This is a genomic window from Pseudoalteromonas citrea (assembly GCF_000238375.3).
GTDB classification, from domain to species: Bacteria; Pseudomonadota; Gammaproteobacteria; order Enterobacterales; family Alteromonadaceae; genus Pseudoalteromonas; species Pseudoalteromonas citrea.
The window spans coordinates 83,673-104,545 of sequence record NZ_AHBZ03000021.1; the positions used below are offsets into that span (position 1 = coordinate 83,673).

Genomic DNA, 20,873 nt, shown 5'->3' on the forward strand with positions numbered 1-20,873 from the left:
GTTAACTAGCATAGTGTCAATATCAGAGATTGACCAATACTGACACCGGTGTCATAATGATGTAATACAGATCATATAATTTAATCCAAGTGTAAAAAAGAGTTAAAGACCAAATCTTTATACACATGATCTTTCTCATATGGTGCATACTTAGTTTTGTTTTGTAGCAAGGCAAAACAAGTATCATCAATAGGTATGAATTTAAACAACCCTATAAATAGTAGGTCGACAGGAGATCCTGATGCTTAGACGCACAAAAATTGTAGCAACCCTTGGACCGGCAACAGACCGTGATAACAATTTAGAAAAAATTATCCGAGCGGGTGCAAATGTTGTAAGACTTAACTTCTCCCATGGCGTAGCGCAAGATCATAAAGATAGAGCTGAAGCGGTTCGTAAGATAGCAAAAGACCTTGGCAAACATGTTGCTATTCTCGCTGATTTACAAGGCCCTAAGATTAGAGTTTCGACGTTTAAAGACGGCAAGGTAAACCTTGAGGTTGGTGCAAAATTTACCCTTGATGCTGATATGGAATTAGGTCAAGGTAACGTCAATGCAGTTGGTATTGATTATAAAGAACTACCACAAGATGTTAAATCTGGCGATCTATTACTACTAAACGATGGTCTAATCCAACTTACCGTTGATTCAATTAGTGGCAATTCAGTACATACGACCGTTACTGTCGGGGGGGTATTGTCTAATAACAAAGGGATCAACCGTCTTGGTGGTGGCTTAACTGCACCTGCATTCACCGATAAAGACAAAGAAGATTTAATTACTGCAGCAGAAATAGATGTCGACTATATTGCGGTCTCATTCCCTCGCAGTGGTGACGACATGCGTTATGTTCGCTCTTTGGCTGAAAAAGCAGGGTCAAATGCACAACTACTTGCAAAAATCGAACGTGCTGAAGCTGTAGAAACACAAGCAGATGTAGACGATATTGTACTTGCTTCTGATGCAGTCATGGTTGCACGTGGTGATTTAGGTGTTGAAATTGGCGATGCCGCATTGGTTGGTAAACAAAAACTTATTATTAGCCGTGCCCGTTCATTAAACCGTACCGTTGTTACTGCGACACAAATGATGGAGTCGATGATCGACAACCCAATGCCAACACGTGCTGAAGTAATGGACGTAGCAAACGCGGTTCTTGATGGTACTGATGCAGTCATGCTATCAGCTGAAACAGCTGCGGGCGACTACCCTGAAGAAACGGTTGCCACTATGGCACGTGTTTGTTTAGGTGCTGAATCGCAACCTGAAATTCATGTATCAAAGCACCGCTTAGACAGTATGTTTTCAGATACCTCTGAAACTCTGGCTCTATCAGCTATGTATGCTGCAAATCATTTAGATAGCGTAAAAGCAATTGTGGCACTGACTGAGTCTGGTAAAACAGCAAAACTTATGTCACGTATCAGCTCTGGCCTACCAATCTACTCATTGTCACGCCATGCCAGCACATTAGGTCAAACGGCATTATATCGTGGTGTTTACCCTGTATATTTTGATTCAACTACGTGCTCAGATCAAACTATGGTCCGTGATGCATTAGCGACACTCGTTGAAGCCGGATCACTAGAAAAAGGCGACACTGTTATCTTAACGCACGGCGATGCAATGGAGACTGTTGGTGCAACAAATACAATGAAAATTGTAACTGTATAAATAACACCAATCAGGCAGCTTCAAGTTGGAGCTGCCTTTTAGCTCGCTAACGCGGCCTTTACTTTATCTCTGTAACTGCGGCTCACTTTCAATTCTTGGCCATTCTCCAGCATTAACAAATACTCACCGCTACTTTGTGTCACTAACTTACTGATCTGTTTAGTGTTCACTATCGCTGATCTATGTACTCGCACAAATAATGCAGGATCTAGCTCTTGCTCCAGCTCTTTCATTGTTTTACGTAATATGTGTGTTTGCCCGTCACTACAGTGTAAACACATATAATCACCTGCCGCATCTACCCATTGGATCGTTGCAGTGGAAACACGGACGATCTCGCCCTGCTCTTTCACTGCAATTGATTCTGGATATTTTTTGTCCACCAATGTATCGCCAGTTGCTAACTTTTTAAGGATCTCTTCACAGTTATTACCAGTGATCCCAGCAACAAAGCTTGCGAGCTTTTTCTTATGTACATTGTCTTGCTGTGTTTTTAAATAACTTTGCACTTTCTCAACCGCCTGTTTTAATCTGTTGTCATCAACGGGTTTTAAAATGTAATCCAATGCATGGATCTCAAATGCTTGCACAGCATATTGATCGAACGCAGTCACAAATACAATTGCAGGCAGTGGCTTAACACTTTCACTCAAAGCACGAGCAACCTCAAAACCATTCATCCCTGGCATTTGGATATCAAGAAAAACTAAATCTATATCATTTGTTTGGCACTGGGCTATTGCTTGCTCACCACCATTACATAATTCAACTACTTCTAACTCTGGAAATGATTTCAAACGCACCGCCAGGCCTTTACGTGCCAATGGTTCATCATCAACAATCAATGTTCTAATCTTGCTCATTACTTCTTAGCCTTCTCAAAAGGAACCCGAATGTTTACTTTTAAACCATTGGGATCATTATGGGACAGTACAAACGAATAGTTATTTTCGTATAACGTTTTTAGTCTATCTATGGTATTGGCAATACCAACACCTTGCGCGTTTTGTAAATGTCCATTTTTTAATTCTGCGCCAGGTCCATTGTCACCTACCTCTAACAATAGTTCATTGGCAAAAACTTGAGCTTTAATCTCTAACTTGCCACCCTCAACAAGGTGTGCAATTGCATATTTGATAGAATTTTCAATCAAGGGTTGTAATATTAAGCTTGGTACTAAGGCTTGCTTAGCCTCTTCACTTATCTCAACGTCAATAGCCAGTCTTTCATCAAAGCGTACTTTCTCAATCTCAAGATACAACATCAATGCATGTAATTCTTGCTCTAATGGCACCTTTTTTATGGGATCTGTGTTCAATGTATAGCGCAAAAAATCTGATAACCTTGACACCATTTGATTCGCGTCTTTATTCTCTTCAACGAGTACTAAGGTTGAAATTGCATTAAGCGTATTAAACAAAAAGTGAGGGTTTAGTTGATAGCGTAACATTTTCAGTTGCGCTTCGTGGGCCATCGTATTAGCTTTCAGCGCTTTTTGACGTTCACTCTGCAGTAATTGATAATATTTAATGCCAAAATATAAACCACTCCAGCATAAAACAATATAAACAGAATCGAGTCCTTGCTGAAAATAATAAAACCATTCAGTTGGACGATAACCATGTCGGTATATTTCCCACAAATTGAACTTTTGAATCACAGCCCACAATGTACCTGTAAAGTACGATGCGCCAAATACCACTAGAATAAGTACAACAGGAGAAGCATTCCAAATACGCCGATATAGATACCTAAGTGGAACAGTTAATAAACAGCCAGCATAGGCATTAAGCACGATCACAAAAACATAGATGTCTCTCATTTCAAACACTTTCGAGCCAATATAGTTAACCAAGGCGTATCCTAGCCAACCAGCTATTTGTAAAACCCAAAAGAATCGTTGTCGATTATCGACGAGTGCTTGCCAGTTCAACGGTGTAATTAACTCCTATTATATTAATTTCATTATATATCAGTGACTACATCATGATCACTGCCGATGGTCTCAGAATTGTTACGACTCGACGCAAATAAAAAAGGCACCGTAGGTGCCTTTTTTACGACTATTTTATTCGTTAAGCCAGTTTATCTGATGCCACTTTATACTTTGGATCTTCGATAACATTGACTTCCACTAAATCATTCGCTTTATCAAGTAAATCTTTACAGTCTTGGCTTAAGTGCCTCAAATGCAATTTCTTACCTGCTTTAGTGTATTTCTCTGCTAAATTGTCAATGGCTTCAATCGCGCTGTGGTCCGATACGCGACTATGTTTAAACTCAACAATGACATCTGCAGGGTCATTAGCAACATCGAATAATTCACTGAAGTTTTTAACCGAACCAAAAAACAATGGCCCATGCAATTCATATACTTTAGAGCCTTGTTCATCGATATAATTATTCGTGTAAATGTGTTTAGCATGCTCCCATGCAAACACCAATGCTGACACAATAACACCCACACACACTGCAATTGCGAGATCAGTTACGACTGTAACCCCTGACACCAACACGATGACAAACGCATCAGTTTTGGGAATGCGCTTCATAAGGCGGAAGCTTGACCACTCAAATGTGCCCAACACAACCATAAACATAACGCCAACCAAAGCTGCTAATGGGATCATCTCGATTAGGCTTGCCGCAAATAAAATGAAGCCAAGCAATAAAAGTGCTGCTGTTATGCCTGACAAGCGACTGCGACCACCAGAATTAATGTTGATCATAGACTGACCTATCATCGCACAACCACCCATTGCGCCAAATACACCGCATGTCATATTTGCAGCACCTTGACCAATACATTCGCGGTTACTATTACCACGCGTGTCTGTAATTTCGTCAATCAAAGTTAATGTAAGTAATGACTCAATCAAACCAATTGCGGCTAAAATAAGTGCATAAGGGAATATAATTCTGAACGTTTCAAAATTAAACGGCACCATTGGGATATGAAACTCAGGGAAACCACCCGCAATAGTTGCATTCACATCACCTGACATATCTTTTAGATAGTCGAGAACCGTTCGTGCTTCAAGGTCTAGTCCAATTACTAAGCCAGTTACAACCAATATTGCCGCTAATGACGACGGAATGGCGGTGGTGATCTTGGGCAAAAATTGAATAATTGCCATGGTTAAGGCAACAAGCCCCCCCATTATTAGCAATGGTGAACTTTCCATCCATTGAAGCTGACCATCAGCATCCATCACCTTAAATTGGCCTAGCTGTGCTAAGAAAATGACAATCGCGAGGCCATTTACAAAACCAAGCATAACGGGGTGAGGGACCATTCGAATGAATTTCCCCAACTTAAATACTCCAGCGAGTACTTGCAATACCCCCATCAGCAACACCGTTGCGAATAAATATTCAACCCCATGCTCAACAACTAAGCTCACCATAACAACGGCCAATGCGCCTGTTGCTCCAGAAATCATACCTGGGCGACCACCAAATATTGAGGTAATTAAACCGACAATAAACGCAGCATATAAACCCACTAGTGGGTCTACTTGTGCTACAAATGCGAAAGCGACCGCTTCTGGGACCAGTGCTAATGCAACGGTCAATCCAGACAGTATGTCATTTTTAGCAGAGCTTGGCGCCTTGCCGATTAAATTAAACATTCATATCCTCTTGATTTACAACGAACAGAAAAGCGCTGGATTCTATCAAAATCCAGCGCTTTTAACAAATGATGAACATTAACTATAGTACATTGTGGTTGTTTTAATATGACAACAGAGCTGACGCTTTATTATAATGGTAATGCAGTGGTACGCTTTACACACGTCATTGTCACATTAGAATGCACTTCTTGTACGTATTCTAAGTTAAGCAAGTTGTCGCGAACAAATTGCTCATACCCTTCTATGCCACGTGAGATTATACGTAACATGAAATCCATAGTTCCTGCCATGGTATAGCACTCTGTGACCTCGTCATAACTCATAATCAAGCTTTCAAACTCTGACAAATGATTACGTCCGTGATTTGATAAACGTACATGGGCATAAACCAGCATATCAAACCCTAGCTGTTTCTCATCGAGTAATGCAACCTTGCCTTTGATATACCCATCTTGTTCTAGCTTGGCGATTCTGCGCCAACATGGTGACTGGGATAACCCTACTTTATCAGCGATCTCTGCTGTAGACAGACTTGCATCTTGCTGTAATAGTGCCAATATTTGGCGATCAACCTGATTTAAAGACATATTTTCGTTCTTAATTTTAATTAAATTAGATAAATTATACATACAGAACCAATCTCTGTCTGTACTTTCCTTAGCCGTACTGGCCACTCATAAATGGGTTCGTACGTTTTTCATGACCAATCGTTGTATTTTCTCCATGCCCAGATAGCACCAATGTTTCATCTGGGAGAGAAAATAGCTTTTGCCTTATTGATTCTTTTAATTGCGCTGAATTTCCTTTTGGAAAGTCTGTTCGTCCAATCCCGCCTTTAAATAACACATCCCCCACGATCACCGTTTTGGCACGTTCTTCATAAAAGACAATATGCCCTGGAGTATGTCCAGGGCAAAAACGCACTTCTAACTTTATTTCACCTATCTGTACGGTATCGCCTGACTCCAACCAACTATCAGGTAAAAACGCTTCTTTAGGTGCAAAGCCAAACATTTGTGATTGCATGGGTAATGCATCAAACCAAAACAGTTCATCTTTGTGTGGACCAATAATCTTAATATTAAGTGTATCTCTTAATATATCCGCTGCACCAACGTGATCGAGATGACCATGTGTTAACAAAATAGCATCAACGTTTAAATTATTATCAGCAATCGCTGATAATAATTTATCGGGGTCGCCACCAGGATCAATCAGTGCACTTTTACCCGTGATTCCACACGTGATGATACGCGCATTTTGCATAAACGGTGTTACTGGAATTGTTAAAACGTGCACCCTACTCTCCAAATTCAAATAATACAGGGTACTTTAAATAAGCCTGATCATAAAAAGGGGTTTTTTTATAAAGCCATGTTAAGCGTGCTTTGGCATTATTTGCAAAATCACTATCTTCACGTATCTTTTTATCGAACTCTAAAGCCATGGCTGGGTTATTTTTTAACATAGAACGGGCATAAGGTTCCAATGCATAATTTTCAACATACTCTGTTCGTTGAAAAATAGTATTGAATTCACCCCACTGAAAAAATGAATCTGGCGCTTGTGGGTGTAGCAAATGCGTGATCAACTCTGACTTATTTTGATCGGTCGAGACGTAGTACCAATTAGTTAAAGAGCGTGCGGTCAATGCATCAAATGCGAAATCTGCTGAGACTCTAAACCGCCCCTCAAATGGCGAGCTAGCAAACTTGTGCTTGCTGACTCGAGCTTGCTGTAAACCTACCTTTTCTTCGCTCGAAGTGATTTTTTCAACTAGTACCCCATGTAATCTTAACTTTTCTACGATATCTGGATAAGCCGGCGGTATATAAAAAGCCTTTGGCACAGAAACGGTCTTGGCCACTTCTTTTTGCCAATAAATAGGTAAATTATCGTAAAACTTTGGTTCTCCTAAATATTTGGCTTCCATTTGACCTGATATTGCACTTTCAAAGTTCTTATACGAGATCCCTTTAAATTGAATATGGTCAGGCTGTTTTGCATAACTACGTTGCACAACAATTTTATCGGGTTTGCTCGCATACTCTCGCTCTACTGCAGCTTCCAACAGAGTATGATCCTTAGCCAAAGCAGATACAGCACCATCTAAAAACACATAAGTTCCCAAAACTCTTTGTTTATAGGGCTTTAGTGAGTGGTTCTCAACCAAAATCGTAGGGATACTCGCAAGATCCCCCCAACCATTCGAAAATCTTGGTGTAGCAACCCAACCAGCTAACCCCTGTTTGAAATCACGTTTATTCTTTACAAAGACCAATGGGCCAGCAACGTGATCATTTTTAGTCAGTGTTTTGTCAATGTGTGGTTTAAAATGCTCATCAAGTACTTTTGCTATGGCAGGTGACTCACTGGCAAACTGGGGGTTGTATCCATACGTTACATCATATTGATAGTCGGCACCATCGGTAACATGCACGTCAACATAAAGGTCTGGCCTATAACTATTAATAACAGCCAAAATAGCGCGGACTTCCGGTGTATCTAGTTTTGTATAGTCGCGGTTCAAATTTAAATTGTTCGCATTAGTACGAAAGCCCATTTCGATTGGACCACGCTGATTAATACGATTAAACTCTCCTCGCCTTTCATGGCCATCAACATTTAAAATTGGCACAAATAGAATATTAACCTTAGACAATATATCTAAACGTTTACCCGTTGCGATATCACGTAACAACATAAAACCGGCATCTTTACCATCTATTTCTCCAGCATGAATTCCCGCCTGAATCAACAGCGTTGGCTTGACACTATTGGCTATATCACTTTCACTAAACTTGCCCTGCTCACAAGCTACGAGCATTTTTATCGCTCGACCCGCTTTGCTTTTACCAATATCAATCGCTTTAAACTGAGTTGGATTTGCTGCTACCAATCGTTCAACAAATGCCATTGTCTGAGTATAATCAGGTGATGCCATACCGTCACTTAGCTCAAAATCAGTGGTTAAAGGGCCATTTTTCTGCATTAACTGCAGACTTTTACCTTCCCACGCCATCAGTGGCGGTAAGTAAGTGTCCATACTGATTGTTGCTGATAACATAATAATAGTGGCAATCATGCTGTATTCTCTAATTCTTTGCCTGAATAGCACAATTATATCAATATTTTATTTAACAGCTTACAATGTGCGGTGATTCAACAAGAATATGCAGCTAATAACATGTTGCTCACATATTTACGGACTTTTTGCTAAAACAAAAACAATTTTATGAAAACGATATTAATTACAGGTGTTCTACGGGGATAGGTTACTATTGCGCAAAAAAACTACACCAAGAAGGCTATAAAGTCATTGCATCATGTAAAAAGAAGTCTGATGTAGAAGCGCTTACTAGCCAAGGCCTTACATGTATACAACTGGACTTAGCATCTAACCAAAGTATTCATGATGGCTTTAATCGCGCGCTTGAACTATGTAATGGACAGCTGGATGCACTCTTTAATAATGGCGCATACGGGCAGCCTGGCGCTGTTGAAGATTTGCCAACTGACGCATTACGAGCACAGTTTGAGGTCAATGTTTTTTCTTGGCATACGCTGACAAATTTAGCCTTAAAACACATGCGTACTCGAGGTACAGGCCGTATTATTCATAACTCTTCAGTATTAGGGCTCGTTGCACTTCCCTACCGAGGCGCCTATAACGCCAGTAAATTTGCTTTAGAGGGACTAGCAGATACAATGAGAATGGAGCTTTCTCAAACTCAGATTCAAGTTAGCTTAATTGAACCTGGTCCAATCTTATCGAAATTTAGAGAAAATGCGTTACAAGCCTTCATGAAGAATATTAATGTTCAAGATAGCGCACACGCAGATAACTACCAAAAACAACTCAACCGGCTTGAATCTAACTCTACACCGCAAGCCTTCACGTTAGGTCCTGACGCCGTTTATAGCAAATTACTCCATGCCCTTACGGCAAAAAAAGCAAAGCCAAGATACTACGTAACATTTCCAACATACCTCATGGGCTACTTAAAAAGACTCCTAAGTACGACAATGCTAGATAAGATTCTGCTTAAGAATAAGTGATCAGCATAGGCTTACCCTCACTGAGCGTAAGCTTTGAAATAGATATACCGGGCATTAATTACAAGTACTCGCGGGTCAACAAATAAGTAACGATACCTATTGCGAATTTAACTTTTAGTATACTTAAGGTATTAATTAAAAAAGGGGGACGCGGTAACAAAGTTTCGCTTGGCAGGATCAAAAAAAGGAGCTCATGGCTCCTTTTTCGCATAATAAGTATAAACTTATTAAGCAGTAAGGCTCTCTTTTGCTTTTGCAACTAGTGCTGCGAAAGCTACTTGATCGTATACTGCGATATCAGCTAGGATCTTACGATCGATTTCAATCGATGACTTTTTAAGGCCATTGATGAAACGGCTGTAAGATAGGCCATTTTGACGTGAAGCTGCGTTGATACGTGCAATCCATAGTTGACGGAATGTACGTTTCTTAGCTCTACGGTCACGGTATGCATATTGACCAGCTTTAGTGATTGCTTGGAACGCTACGCGGTAAACACGTGAACGTGCTCCATAGTAACCTTTAGCTTGTTTTAATACTTTTTTGTGACGTGCACGTGCGACAACGCCGCGTTTAACTCTTGCCATTTCTGATATCCTCTATTAAGCGAATGGTAACATACGGTTGATAAGACCAAGGTCATTTTTATGAACCATAGACTTAGCACGTAGGTGTAGCTTACGCTTAGATGATTTCTTAGTCAGAATGTGACGAAGATGCGACTGCTTGCGCTTAAAACCGCCTGAAGCAGTTTTCTTGAAACGCTTCGCAGCGCCTCTGTGTGATTTTAGCTTATAAGCCATTGCAATAACTCCAATAGTATTGCTTAAAACAATGTAAGTAGGCGGATGTTACCATCGCTTGGAAGGCCTAACTTACAACCATATTCCGGTGAAGGGTCGCCCCTTTCTTTAAGACCGGTCAATACAGGTGACCAAAGGTACTTTAAACCTGCATTAAATTCGCGCGCATTTTACCGTATCTATTACTTTTTAGCAATAGGAGCCATCATCATTATCATCTGACGACCTTCAACACGATTTGGGAAAGACTCAACTATTGCTAAATCTTCTAAATCGCCTTTAACACGGTTCAATAAGTCGATGCCGATTTCTTGGTGTGCCATTTCACGGCCACGGAAGCGAATAGTGATTTTAGCTTTGTCGCCCGCTTCTAAGAATTTTCTTAGGTTACGTAGCTTAACTTGGTAATCACCTTCATCAGTACCTGGACGGAACTTGATCTCTTTGATTTGGATCTGCTTCTGCTTTTTCTTCTGTTCTTTTTGTAATTTTGCTTTTTCAAAAATGAACTTACCGTAATCCATCACTTTACAGACAGGGGGTTCAGCATTTGGACTTATTTCAACTAAATCCACACCTAATTCATCAGCAATCGCCTGAGCTTCTCTTAACGACATGATTTTCGGTTCTTGGCCTTCTACACCAGATAATCGAACTTCTTTCGCTGTTATTTCTTCATTGATACGATTTTTTTGAGCTGTAGTTTGCCCTTTTTTTCCGCCTCTAATGGTACGTTCCTCCAAGAATATCAAAATATATTGTGTGCAGTTTGAATCTAGCTACTGCACACAGGTTTTATTACTTACAATTTTTACTTACGGTCTTTAATTTCAGCACTAATATGTGCGATAAAATCATCAACCGAGAATTTGCCTAGGTCTTCACCCTTGCGAGTTCTCACTGCTACTTCTTGTTGTTCTACTTCTTTATCTCCAACAACAAGCAGATATGGTATACGTTTTAAAGTATGCTCCCGAATTTTAAAGCCTATCTTCTCATTTCTCAAGTCGGCACAGGCTCTAATTCCAAGTTTATTTAATTTTTGTACAGTTTCATGCACATAATCAGCTTGTTTATCGGTAATATTCATTATTACCACTTGTTTTGGCGCTAACCAAGTTGGGAAGAGACCCGCGTATTCTTCAGTTAGTATACCAATAAAGCGCTCAATAGAACCCAAAATAGCTCGGTGGATCATCACCGGTGTTTTACGTTCATTATTTTCAGCGACATATGTTGCGCCCAAACGACCTGGTAATGCAAAGTCAAGCTGAACAGTACCACACTGCCATGCACGCTCTAGGCAATCATACAAAGTGAATTCAATTTTTGGTCCGTAGAACGCACCTTCACCAGGCAAGTATTCAAATTCAATATTATTGACTTTCAATGCTTCAGCCAAAGCTTGCTCTGCTTTATCCCAAATATCGTCTTCACCAATACGCTTTTCAGGGCGCGTTGATAACTTAACCACTATTTTTTCAAAGCCGAACGTTTCATAAGTATCGTAGACCATCTTGATACACTGTGAAACTTCGTCCATAACCTGATCTTCTGTACAGAACACATGCGCATCATCTTGCGTGAAGCCACGTACACGCATTAAGCCGTGTAATGCACCTGACGGCTCATTTCTGTGACAGCAGCCAAACTCTGCCATACGCAGTGGTAAATCACGGTATGACTTTAAGCCTTGGTTAAATATCTGTACATGGCCTGGGCAGTTCATCGGCTTGATTGCATATTCACGTTTTTCTGACTCAGTTGTGAACATTGCATCTGAATATTTATCCCAGTGGCCTGACTTTTCCCATAAACCACGGTCCATCATCATTGGACCTTTTACTTCTTCGTAGCTATATTCGCGAAGCTTTTCACGAACAAACTCTTCTAGTTCACGGTAGATACTCCAACCGTCATTGTGCCAAAACACCATGCCTGGCGCTTCTTCTTGCCAATGCCATAAATCAAGTGCTTTACCAATTTTACGGTGATCACGCTTTTCAGCTTCTTCTAAACGCTTTAAGTACGCTTTAAGTTGCTTTTTATCTGCCCAAGCGGTGCCGTAAATACGTTGCAGCATTTTATTTTCAGAGTTACCACGCCAATATGCTCCAGCAACTTTCATTATTTTAAAATGTTGGCAGAATTTCATATTAGGAACGTGAGGACCACGACACATATCAACATATTCATCATGGTGATATAAACCGGGTTTATCATCTTTATCGATATTTTCGTCTAAGATCTCAATCTTATAACTTTCACCACGCGCTTCAAACGCATCACGCGCTTCTTGCCAAGAAACTGTTTTCTTAACAACATCGTAATTCGTTTTTGCAAGCGCTAACATACGCTTTTCTATTGCGTCCAAGTCTTCTTGCGTTAGAGAATGCTCTAAGTCAACATCATAGTAAAAACCATTATCAATCGTTGGACCGATTGCCATTTTTACATCTGGGAATAGCTGCTTAATTGCGTGACCAATAAGGTGAGCACATGAGTGACGAATGATTTCTAGTCCGTCATCGTCCTTTGCAGTGATGATTTCTAAGCTTGCATCTTCACTTATAATGTCACACGCATCAACGCGCGTGCCATTAACTCGACCCGCAATGGTCGCTTTAGCCAAGCCTGGCCCAATATCTTGAGCAACATCTAAAGTAGAAACTGGATTTTCAAAAGTACGCTGACTACCGTCAGGAAGCGTAATAATTGGCATGATATGTCCTATTTACAGTGGTGACACCTACAATGCATCACATGTATAAAAAATTAATAATAATAATTGAATGTGCCTAACAACGCTTTTACGAATAAGCATTGGATTACACAAGTAATTTACCTGTACTGTGTTTGAGGTCTTTCAAACCAGCAAGTATTTTGACTGTGCCCGTGACGAAATTCAAGAGAAAGACTAAAATTGATTCATAAAATGCAAATTTACTGCTCAATTTGAGTATAAGTAGTATAAAACTAAGGTATTCCATGGCACATTCTCAGCACTATTGCTTCGCTTCACTAAATTTGCTTAATTTCACAGCGCCACCTTATTCGTTTTATCAACCTCATGAAACGTATAATGACACACAGTGGCAATCAAAAACTCAATTCATCACAGGTCTTATCGAGCATATCGATCCTACCTTAATTGTGTTTCAAGAAGTTTTCAGTGTGCAAGTACTTGAAGCATTGTGTAAGGACTTAGGGTTAGCACACTTTGCCGTCGTTGATACGCCTCAGCCTGATAGTATGTACCCTACAGTGTTATTTAACCCTGTAGTTGCTGTCGCATCCAAGTACCCTTTCACAAATGTCGAAGCATTAGAGCCTTGTCCTGAACTACTTGAATACCTGAATAATCAGCAGCAGTTTAGATTCAACCGGACGCCAATCAAGTGTAAAGTCGAGTTAGAAGGTCTCGGGCCGATTGTCTGCTATGCCGTGCACTTTAAATCTCAACGAGTACTCTCAATGGCGCATATGCTGGGCAGTTCAGAACAAGATGATCCACTACTAACCTTATTGCATGAAACCGTAGGCACAATGCAATCGCAAATATCCCGCTCGTTAGAAGCCTCTATTATTTATTATGATGCTTTAAAAACACAAAGAGAGCAAAATTGTGCAACATTAGTGATGGGGGATTTTAATGACCAACTCAGTAGCCCAGCCCTATCTTTTATGACGCAAACCTTTCCACCTCAAGTCAGTAGTAACGCCCCTTTTGATAGTGTTGGCCTATTTGATAGCTACATATTTGCTGACAATACCGTTTCATTAACTGAAAAGCCGCCCACACATTTTTATAAAGGTAAAGGTAACGTGCTTGATTACATTCTCGCTTCTAAAAAATTTAATCCAAATCAAATTGAACCCACAGTAAAAACCCTTACCTACCACAACTATGATGGCCACCTTGATGCAAAAAGAACCGAAGAAGATATCCGATATTCAGATCATAGTGCGATTGCAATAAAGGTCTCGCTATAATCTTTTGATTTAGTTCAGTGATTGCTATAATCGCCCAAGATTTTATATAAACTGGAAAGACAAATGAGAACATGTGGCGTTGAAATAGCGGGTAGCGAAGTACTACTGTGCTTGCTAACTAAAGAAAACGACGTATTTGATATTCGTGATATTCGCCAAACTCGCTTCACACTGGGTAATGTCGGCCTAGACACTGAAGACATGCAAAAATTCCAATTTGATTTCGCAAAATTAATGCAAGATTATCAAGTTGATTCGGTTGCTATCCGTCAGCGTATGCCAAAAGGTAAATTTGCCGGTAGCGCAACCGGATTTAAAATGGAAGCCGCCATTCAGTTAATTAAAGACTTAGATGTGCGTTTGCTGTCGACGACTGAAGTTAAAGAACAATTGAAACGCAACCCACTACCGATTGACTTCGCTGACACGGGACTAAAGAAGTTTCAAGAAAATGCATTTGTTAACGCTTATGTTTACATCCAAAAGAAAACGTATCGTCCTGAAGAGTAAACCTCATTCAAACAAAAGCAGAGAATAGTTACTTAATTACTCTCTCACATCATAAAATAAAAAATCCGATATTATATCGGATTTTTTTTACTTTTAGATTCTTGTTCAGCTGACTCATTTGGGTAATGATCTACTGAAAATGCAAAACACACTTTGATTAGGAATAAACCGGCAATACACTGAAACCACACAGGTGAGGGAAGCGACGCAATTACCATAACCCCTAAGAATATGCACCCCATAGCAATCATGGCCTGAGACTTATGACCATAAAATGTGTTTAATACTGCTGCCGACACTATAGTATAACCCCATATAATTAAGCTTTCATTAAGTGCAATATTATAAGACCATGCGATCACAACAATATGAAAATGAATGGCAATAAATACCCATCGCGACTGTGGTCTCGCTTTGTAATAATCGTTTGTTCCTTTAGTAAAATTTGCCACGCATCCAGCAACCACATCAATGATCAGTAAATCCCCAATAGCCCACTGCCACCAATCAATATCAGGTAATGTGTGCTGTTGCACAAAAAGTACATATAAAACATAACAACCAAATATTGTCATTAGCCCTATGGAACTGAGCGCCGTACCTGATTGATGAGTGCCAAGTACTTCTCTCAATTGACTCGGTATTTTCATCTAACTCCCTCCTTGGTCAAGATTCAGCAAATTTTGCCATAGTATTACTACAGTTACTTTGCTTTAGTGATACCGCCCTCTATCTGATTTGAAAACAAACCATCCGCCACTTTTCCCAAGTCCACATATTCTAAAAAGTCATCACTTAAAGATAAAATACCATTGAGGTTATTTCTTAACTTTTCATCATCTAATTGTCCGGGCTTAAGCGCAGTTTGTAGTAAATGCAGCGCCATATCAGCTAACAACAGGCGTTGCTTTTCTGAAAATGAAGGATCATTGGTAGCCGCAGGATGCTGTAACACCGCTTGTTCAACTTTATCATGCATACTCCAGCTAAGTGTGAGTATTTCTTGTCGCTGTTGCTTATCCATAGCTCGCTCTCAAAGCAGATTTATCAATTAACAACTTTGTCGTAAAAAGCGATTAATTTCAATACAATTTTCTTCACTAAGGAGTCGGTGTAACCTGATTACTCAAGACCCCGATTCTAAGCAAAAAAAAGCGCTTCTTAAAAGAAGCGCCTAACTACTAGCAACAAAACCTGGAGAAGTGAATGTGCTAACTATTTATAATCAAACTACGTGCCGACTTTACATAAATATAACTGTTTGATTTTAATAGAGTGGAATACATCACCATACCTATATTCGCAATATGCATCGCAACTCTTTATGCAAATTGTTTCGGGTTTTTCGGGTAATAGTTAACTGATTGCTCAGCGCATAGATCAAATTCACGGGTATTCTTATAAGGTAGTTTCATGAACCCGGCTACTCCAACATCGTCAATACTCATCGCGTATTGCATGATCCGAGCTAATAATAGTTCGAATTGTGCTTCTTTCTCAGCATCTAACAATCGATAATAATGGTGAATTTTAAGACGGTTTGGTAATGACTCAAATATAATACAGCCAGTATGGTGTATTTGGTTCAACTCAAAAACACATTGAATGATGTTTTTGGGCAATTGCAGCTGTTCGTCAGGATCTTTACCATCTTCAAAGTAGCTATGTGGACGTGTCACCTCATTATTAGCCACATCTACGACGGAATAATTTAGCTTTGGTAATTTATCGAATATAAATGCGCCAGTCGCATCGCGTTCAAGTTGAATTGTTTGTCGGGCGTCAAATAGGCAACATTTAAATAAACCTTTTTGGGTGATCCCCTGTGCAAGCATCACAGTGGCATTAACTGAATCTATTAACGCTTTATTCAACGTTTCATCATGCAGTATTAGGCTCGACTCTACGTACAAAGAGTCTTCTTTCCAATGAAAGCTCAACCCCCCCACTACAGGATATTTCGCCAACCGGCTAATTGACGCCAGAAATGCCTTTTCTGTATCACCAGTATCAAATAAAAACTCTTTATAATAACGGTCTAATTGCGCGTCATTAATATCATGTAATTGATGATTATGGTCAGCTCTGCGTAAAAACTCTTTACGTGAGCTATAAACCACCGTATCTGGTAAGTCATCTGTGTTGGTGATCCAAAACGGAATATTCGATTTGGGGCTTTTAAGACGTAATACAGGGAGGTACGACTTGGCTATTTTCGGCATATGTTGCATAAAATAGTCCCCCGCTCGATCGCGTTCTTGCTTATTCTTACTCAGCATAGCGTCAATGACAGCAGCAAACTCCTGAGGCAACCCCAAACTCTTTGCAGGGATCACTTGTTCACCAAACCGGCAAGACTGTGCACTTGCCAATGCATAAATAGTGGAAGCGACACCTTGCTCATCAAAGCGAGGGGATGACTGAGCACCACTCATTTGTTCATCGCCAATAAAGTATACATCGCCCATTCTTGCGTTGGTGCTAGCAACATCTGACGACATCAGATCCATAATATTACTGGCTATAGGCTCCCCATTGGTGTCTACCTGTGCATAGACAGAGCTTCCCCAGTCGACTAACGAAAAGCTTTTAGATGCTTCATCCCATACAATATTAGAAGGCTTAATATCGCCATGTACTATTGGTTGCGGCAACACGCCATTACGATGGGCTCTTAAGTCAAGAAGCACGTTTCTTAGCAACAGTGCCAGCTCTACTAGTTCCTTTGGTTCAAAGCAGCCTCGCTTTAACGATACTTTTTCAAGATCTTCACCCCGCGCTCGAGCCATCATCAAGATCCCTTGTTTTTTAACGCGTTCAAACGCTAAAAATTTGGGGACCATCGCATTATCAATCTGAGAGAGCATATAGGCTTCATCTTCGAGTCGGTCTCTTACGCTTTGAGCAAGAGTGATCCGTGAAAACTTAAATACCCACTGTTGTTCATCAACACTTACACCACCAAATACAAAACCGAAAGCACCAGATCCTATCAACTCCACGTTTTTATAGCCTAAAACACTCAATTGTTTTTTACATATATTGAGCCATTGCCTGTGTTTTTTCGCATCATGATGTGACAACAAGTAAATTGATTGCTGTTCATTGATATAAAAATTATGAATTGATTTTAAATTGGCTTTCGCATCGTTCGGTATTTTCATAAGCTACTATTTCAGACATAAAAAAGGCCGAATAACTCGGCCTTAATAAAACAATGTGCGACTAAGCGTTTTCTATTTTCGCCCAAGAATCTCTCAACCCGACAGTTTGGTTAAACACCAATGTATCAGATTTATTATCTCGACAGTAATAGCCCATTCGCTCAAACTGGAAACCCTGCTCTGCAACCGCATTAGCAAGTGAAGGCTCAAGTTTAGCGTGAGTAATAACGGTTAAAGAGTCTGGGTTTAAGACTTCTGAAAACTCTTCAGCTGCGGCAGGGTTAGGTACATTAAACAGTCGGTCATACTGACGAACTTCAGCATCAATACATTCAGATGCCGACACCCAATGGATAACCCCTTTAACCTTGCGTCCGTCAGTTGGGTTTTTGCCCAGCGTTTCAGGGTCGTAAGAACAGAAGATGGTCGTAATATTGCCATTGTCATCTTCTTCAATACGCTCAGCTTTAATTACATACGCATTTCTTAAACGCACTTCTTTATCAAGCACTAATCGCTTAAACTTTTTATTCGCTTCTACTCTGAAGTCTTCACGTTCAATATATAGTTCTCGGGTAAACGGTACTTCACGTGTGCCCATCTCTTCAATTGACGGGTGATTTGGCGCAATGAGTTTTTCAACTTTTTCAGCATCGTAGTTTTCTATAACCACTTTGATAGGATCTAATACAGCCATTGCACGCGGTGCGTTTTCATTTAAGTCATCACGAATACACGCCTCTAACATGCCCATTTCGATCATATTGTCTTGTTTCGTTACACCGATGCGCTTACAAAACTCCACCACAGAACCCGGTGTGTAACCTCGACGCCTTAATCCTGCGATGGTTGGCATACGTGGATCATCCCAGCCTTCAACATGATTATTAACGACTAGATCATTCAGCTTTCGCTTCGACATAATGGTATATTCTAGATTCAACCGAGAGAACTCAATCTGCTGTGGGTGGCACTCAAGGCTGATATTATCTAGTACCCAGTCATATAAACGACGGTTATCTTGGAATTCAAGCGTACATAATGAGTGAGTGATCCCTTCAAGCGCATCAGAAATACAATGCGTGAAGTCGTACATTGGGTAGATACACCACTTATCAGCTGTTTGATGATGGTGCACAAAGCGAATACGATAAATGATAGGGTCTCGTAATACCATAAACGAACTTGCCATATCGATTTTTGCGCGCAGTACACATTCGCCTTCTTTGAATTCGCCATTACGCATTTTTTCAAATAGTGCTAGGTTCTCTTCAACACTTGTATCACGGTGTGGGCTATTCTTACCTGCTTCCGTCAACGTACCACGATACTCTCGCGCTTGATCCGGAGATAAAAAGCACACATAGGCTAAGCCTTTCTCAATCAACTCAACCGCATAACCGTGTAACTGGTCAAAGTAATTTGATGAATAACAGATGTCGTTATCCCACTTAAAACCGAGCCAAGACACATCTTCTTGGATTGATTTTACGTAATTGATGTCTTCTTTTTCTGGGTTTGTGTCATCAAAACGTAAATTACATAAACCTTTATAGTCTTGTGCTATACCAAAGTTTAAGCAGATCGATTTTGCATGTCCGATATGTAAAAAGCCATTCGGCTCAGGTGGAAAGCGCGTGTGCGTTTGCTGATGCTTACCACTCGATAAATCAGAATCAATAATGTTTCGTATAAAATTTGATGGGCGATTCTCTGTTTCCGCCATAGGTATGCATTCCTCAAAAATTTAGCACTCTTTATCAGCGCATTATTACAAAAAGCAAAGATAACTTACAGCAAATCCTTTGCTTAGTTTAAAGAATATTGGTCCAAGGGCTACCAATATCAACGAAGTTACAAAAATACATGACAAAAATTGTTCTAGCGCAATAAAAAAGTCATACATAGCATCTATAGTGCGCTCAACATAAGATGTAACTTAAGGATAGTTATCATGGCGTCAATGAACTTAAATCGCGTTTATATTCCTGCTTCTGCTCGCAACAATCAATATATTCTCGCTGAATTTAAACCCGAACCAGAGTTTTATGCGTGCTTTGATAACCCACAAAGCTGTTACGAACGACTCGCTAGACAGCTATTTGCACTGTGTGATGAATATGCACTACACAATGTCCATTTGATAGCTAATGATAAATTACCTGTGGTACGTTTTCATGAAGAATCGCACTGTTTACAAACCGAAAAGCAAATCTTGTTTTTTTATAACCCGCAGTACCATGAAGCACATAAAACATATTGGCATGAAACTGCACAAGCCAAAAAAATACGTTTACTCTTTTTAGCAACTGGTGATGATATACGCTCTAACGCAGCCAGCTTTCATAATAAAGTAAAAAAAACGCTTGATGCACTACAACAAAAGCTAGCAGCCCACCCAATACAATTTAAAGTCAGAGACCATCAACATTTAACATATGACGTGTTTGCTAAATCAAAAGGGAATAAAGAGAGCTATGGCTATAAACTGCGTAGCCTTTACCCGCGTTATCAAGCTCGCAATTGTACATTGCCAGATGAACACTCAGAAATGACCTATGCAACCTTTAGCCTGCCCGTGACACGCTCACTTAAAACTGCCTACCAGCATCTATTGTTGCCAAATGACAATGAGAGATTTTACAAAGCCATAGAAGGTGCTTTCTTGTCTGCCTGCGCTGACAAGTCTTTAACCCATGTTGCATTTATCGCAAATGGACGACTGCCTATCATACGCAATAGCCGAACAGATAAATCTGATAAAAATTGTGAATTACAAAAGCTAAGCTTTAACACTGACAGTGAAGACACTCAGGTTAAATCTATTTGGCAAGGAGATAAGCTAGTAGACACTCTACACTTTGTTGTTGTGGCTAATAAATCTGATAAAAGAGATATGGGATACGGAAAATTCATGAACCAAGTTGAACCCATGGTTAAAGCATTTGCTGACCGCTTGGCCATTTCCCCTGAAAAGCAAGACGTTAACATTCGCTTTTTCCAACATATTAGCTATCAGTATTAATATACTATT

19 protein-coding genes are annotated in these 20,873 nt (G+C 40.0%); 5 read left to right on the forward strand and 14 right to left on the reverse strand.

Annotation, left to right across the window (positions count from 1 at the left end):
- Window positions 1-241 precede the first annotated feature (241 nt).
- The gene (gene pyk, locus PCIT_RS12275) at window positions 242-1,675 is read left to right on the forward strand and encodes a pyruvate kinase (protein WP_010363878.1); all 1,434 of its coding nucleotides are present in this window, start codon (window positions 242-244) and stop codon (window positions 1,673-1,675) included.
- Between the two features lie 38 nt (window positions 1,676-1,713).
- Here the strand turns inward: pyk and PCIT_RS12280 are convergent, their stop codons facing one another.
- From PCIT_RS12280 to PCIT_RS12305, 6 genes are all read right to left on the reverse strand, one after another.
- On the reverse strand, window positions 1,714-2,538 hold the full coding sequence (locus tag PCIT_RS12280; protein ID WP_010363879.1) for a LytR/AlgR family response regulator transcription factor: 825 nt from the start codon (window positions 2,536-2,538) through the stop codon (window positions 1,714-1,716).
- Entirely contained in the window at window positions 2,538-3,608 is a 1,071-nt protein-coding gene (locus PCIT_RS12285; RefSeq protein ID WP_010363880.1) for a sensor histidine kinase, read from the reverse strand. Before PCIT_RS12285 ends, PCIT_RS12280 begins: the two co-directional genes overlap by 1 nt.
- Window positions 3,609-3,750: 142 nt before the next feature.
- Window positions 3,751-5,307 carry a SulP family inorganic anion transporter gene (locus PCIT_RS12290; protein WP_010363881.1) on the reverse strand — a complete coding sequence of 519 codons (1,557 nt, stop codon included), beginning with the start codon at window positions 5,305-5,307 and terminating at the stop codon, window positions 3,751-3,753.
- A gap of 131 nt (window positions 5,308-5,438) precedes the next feature.
- Window positions 5,439-5,897 carry an Lrp/AsnC family transcriptional regulator gene (locus PCIT_RS12295; protein ID WP_040696614.1) on the reverse strand — a complete coding sequence of 153 codons (459 nt, stop codon included), beginning with the start codon at window positions 5,895-5,897 and terminating at the stop codon, window positions 5,439-5,441.
- Between the two features lie 70 nt (window positions 5,898-5,967).
- A complete protein-coding gene (locus PCIT_RS12300) occupies window positions 5,968-6,609 on the reverse strand; it encodes an MBL fold metallo-hydrolase (RefSeq protein ID WP_010363883.1) in 642 nt (213 codons plus the stop codon).
- A 1-nt stretch (window position 6,610) separates the two neighbouring features.
- A complete protein-coding gene (locus PCIT_RS12305) occupies window positions 6,611-8,395 on the reverse strand; it encodes a M14 family metallopeptidase (protein ID WP_010363884.1) in 1,785 nt (594 codons plus the stop codon).
- A 128-nt stretch (window positions 8,396-8,523) separates the two neighbouring features.
- Between PCIT_RS12305 and PCIT_RS12310 the strand changes: the two genes are divergently transcribed.
- A complete protein-coding gene (locus PCIT_RS12310) occupies window positions 8,524-9,369 on the forward strand; it encodes an SDR family oxidoreductase (RefSeq protein ID WP_010363886.1) in 846 nt (281 codons plus the stop codon).
- 227 nt (window positions 9,370-9,596) lie between these two features.
- Here PCIT_RS12310 and rplT read toward each other — a convergent pair whose 3' ends face one another.
- From rplT to thrS, 4 genes are all read right to left on the reverse strand, one after another.
- Entirely contained in the window at window positions 9,597-9,956 is a 360-nt protein-coding gene (gene rplT, locus PCIT_RS12315; protein ID WP_010363887.1) for a 50S ribosomal protein L20, read from the reverse strand.
- A 15-nt stretch (window positions 9,957-9,971) separates the two neighbouring features.
- Window positions 9,972-10,172, reverse strand: coding sequence for a 50S ribosomal protein L35 (gene rpmI, locus PCIT_RS12320; protein WP_010363888.1), 201 nt, complete (start codon window positions 10,170-10,172; stop codon window positions 9,972-9,974).
- Between the two features lie 182 nt (window positions 10,173-10,354).
- Window positions 10,355-10,915 carry a translation initiation factor IF-3 gene (gene infC, locus PCIT_RS12325; protein ID WP_084622626.1) on the reverse strand — a complete coding sequence of 187 codons (561 nt, stop codon included), beginning with the start codon at window positions 10,913-10,915 and terminating at the stop codon, window positions 10,355-10,357.
- Window positions 10,916-10,983: 68 nt separating this feature from the next.
- Window positions 10,984-12,894 (reverse strand): threonine--tRNA ligase, encoded by a 1,911-nt coding sequence (thrS, locus tag PCIT_RS12330; protein WP_010363890.1) that lies wholly within the window; start codon window positions 12,892-12,894, stop codon window positions 10,984-10,986.
- Between the two features lie 266 nt (window positions 12,895-13,160).
- Between thrS and PCIT_RS12335 the strand changes: the two genes are divergently transcribed.
- Together PCIT_RS12335 and PCIT_RS12340 are read left to right on the forward strand one after the other, a co-directional pair.
- Entirely contained in the window at window positions 13,161-14,165 is a 1,005-nt protein-coding gene (locus tag PCIT_RS12335; RefSeq protein ID WP_010363891.1) for an endonuclease/exonuclease/phosphatase family protein, read from the forward strand.
- 63 nt (window positions 14,166-14,228) lie between these two features.
- A complete protein-coding gene (locus tag PCIT_RS12340) occupies window positions 14,229-14,675 on the forward strand; it encodes a DUF3010 family protein (protein WP_010363892.1) in 447 nt (148 codons plus the stop codon).
- A gap of 71 nt (window positions 14,676-14,746) precedes the next feature.
- On the opposite strand, the gene PCIT_RS12345 is transcribed toward PCIT_RS12340, so the two are convergent.
- From PCIT_RS12345 to glnS, 4 genes are all read right to left on the reverse strand, one after another.
- Entirely contained in the window at window positions 14,747-15,325 is a 579-nt protein-coding gene (locus PCIT_RS12345) for a hypothetical protein (RefSeq protein WP_010363894.1), read from the reverse strand.
- 53 nt (window positions 15,326-15,378) lie between these two features.
- Entirely contained in the window at window positions 15,379-15,699 is a 321-nt protein-coding gene (locus PCIT_RS12350) for a hypothetical protein (protein WP_010363895.1), read from the reverse strand.
- Between the two features lie 298 nt (window positions 15,700-15,997).
- Entirely contained in the window at window positions 15,998-17,839 is a 1,842-nt protein-coding gene (locus PCIT_RS12355; protein WP_010363897.1) for a protein kinase domain-containing protein, read from the reverse strand.
- 61 nt (window positions 17,840-17,900) lie between these two features.
- The gene (glnS, locus tag PCIT_RS12360) at window positions 17,901-19,565 is read right to left on the reverse strand and encodes a glutamine--tRNA ligase (RefSeq protein WP_010363899.1); all 1,665 of its coding nucleotides are present in this window, start codon (window positions 19,563-19,565) and stop codon (window positions 17,901-17,903) included.
- Window positions 19,566-19,793: 228 nt separating this feature from the next.
- On the opposite strand from glnS, the gene PCIT_RS12365 reads away from it, so the two are divergent.
- Window positions 19,794-20,864 carry a DUF3083 family protein gene (locus tag PCIT_RS12365; RefSeq protein ID WP_010363901.1) on the forward strand — a complete coding sequence of 357 codons (1,071 nt, stop codon included), beginning with the start codon at window positions 19,794-19,796 and terminating at the stop codon, window positions 20,862-20,864.
- Window positions 20,865-20,873: the final 9 nt, after the last annotated feature.

What these genes read in the sequence shown, in the direction of transcription:
- pyk (WP_010363878.1), top strand. Translation starts at nt 242, where the DNA reads ATGCTTAGACGCACAAAAATTGTAGCAACCCTTGGACCGGCAACAGAC.
- PCIT_RS12280 (WP_010363879.1), bottom strand. Translation starts at nt 2,538, where the DNA reads ATGAGCAAGATTAGAACATTGATTGTTGATGATGAACCATTGGCACGT.
- PCIT_RS12290 (WP_010363881.1), bottom strand. Translation starts at nt 5,307, where the DNA reads ATGTTTAATTTAATCGGCAAGGCGCCAAGCTCTGCTAAAAATGACATA.
- PCIT_RS12295 (WP_040696614.1), bottom strand. Translation starts at nt 5,897, where the DNA reads ATGTCTTTAAATCAGGTTGATCGCCAAATATTGGCACTATTACAGCAA.
- PCIT_RS12305 (WP_010363884.1), bottom strand. Translation starts at nt 8,395, where the DNA reads ATGATTGCCACTATTATTATGTTATCAGCAACAATCAGTATGGACACT.
- rplT (WP_010363887.1), bottom strand. Translation starts at nt 9,956, where the DNA reads ATGGCAAGAGTTAAACGCGGCGTTGTCGCACGTGCACGTCACAAAAAA.
- rpmI (WP_010363888.1), bottom strand. Translation starts at nt 10,172, where the DNA reads ATGGCTTATAAGCTAAAATCACACAGAGGCGCTGCGAAGCGTTTCAAG.
- thrS (WP_010363890.1), bottom strand. Translation starts at nt 12,894, where the DNA reads ATGCCAATTATTACGCTTCCTGACGGTAGTCAGCGTACTTTTGAAAAT.
- PCIT_RS12335 (WP_010363891.1), top strand. Translation starts at nt 13,161, where the DNA reads ATGGCACATTCTCAGCACTATTGCTTCGCTTCACTAAATTTGCTTAAT.
- PCIT_RS12340 (WP_010363892.1), top strand. Translation starts at nt 14,229, where the DNA reads ATGAGAACATGTGGCGTTGAAATAGCGGGTAGCGAAGTACTACTGTGC.
- PCIT_RS12345 (WP_010363894.1), bottom strand. Translation starts at nt 15,325, where the DNA reads ATGAAAATACCGAGTCAATTGAGAGAAGTACTTGGCACTCATCAATCA.
- PCIT_RS12350 (WP_010363895.1), bottom strand. Translation starts at nt 15,699, where the DNA reads ATGGATAAGCAACAGCGACAAGAAATACTCACACTTAGCTGGAGTATG.
- PCIT_RS12355 (WP_010363897.1), bottom strand. Translation starts at nt 17,839, where the DNA reads ATGAAAATACCGAACGATGCGAAAGCCAATTTAAAATCAATTCATAAT.
- glnS (WP_010363899.1), bottom strand. Translation starts at nt 19,565, where the DNA reads ATGGCGGAAACAGAGAATCGCCCATCAAATTTTATACGAAACATTATT.
- PCIT_RS12365 (WP_010363901.1), top strand. Translation starts at nt 19,794, where the DNA reads ATGGCGTCAATGAACTTAAATCGCGTTTATATTCCTGCTTCTGCTCGC.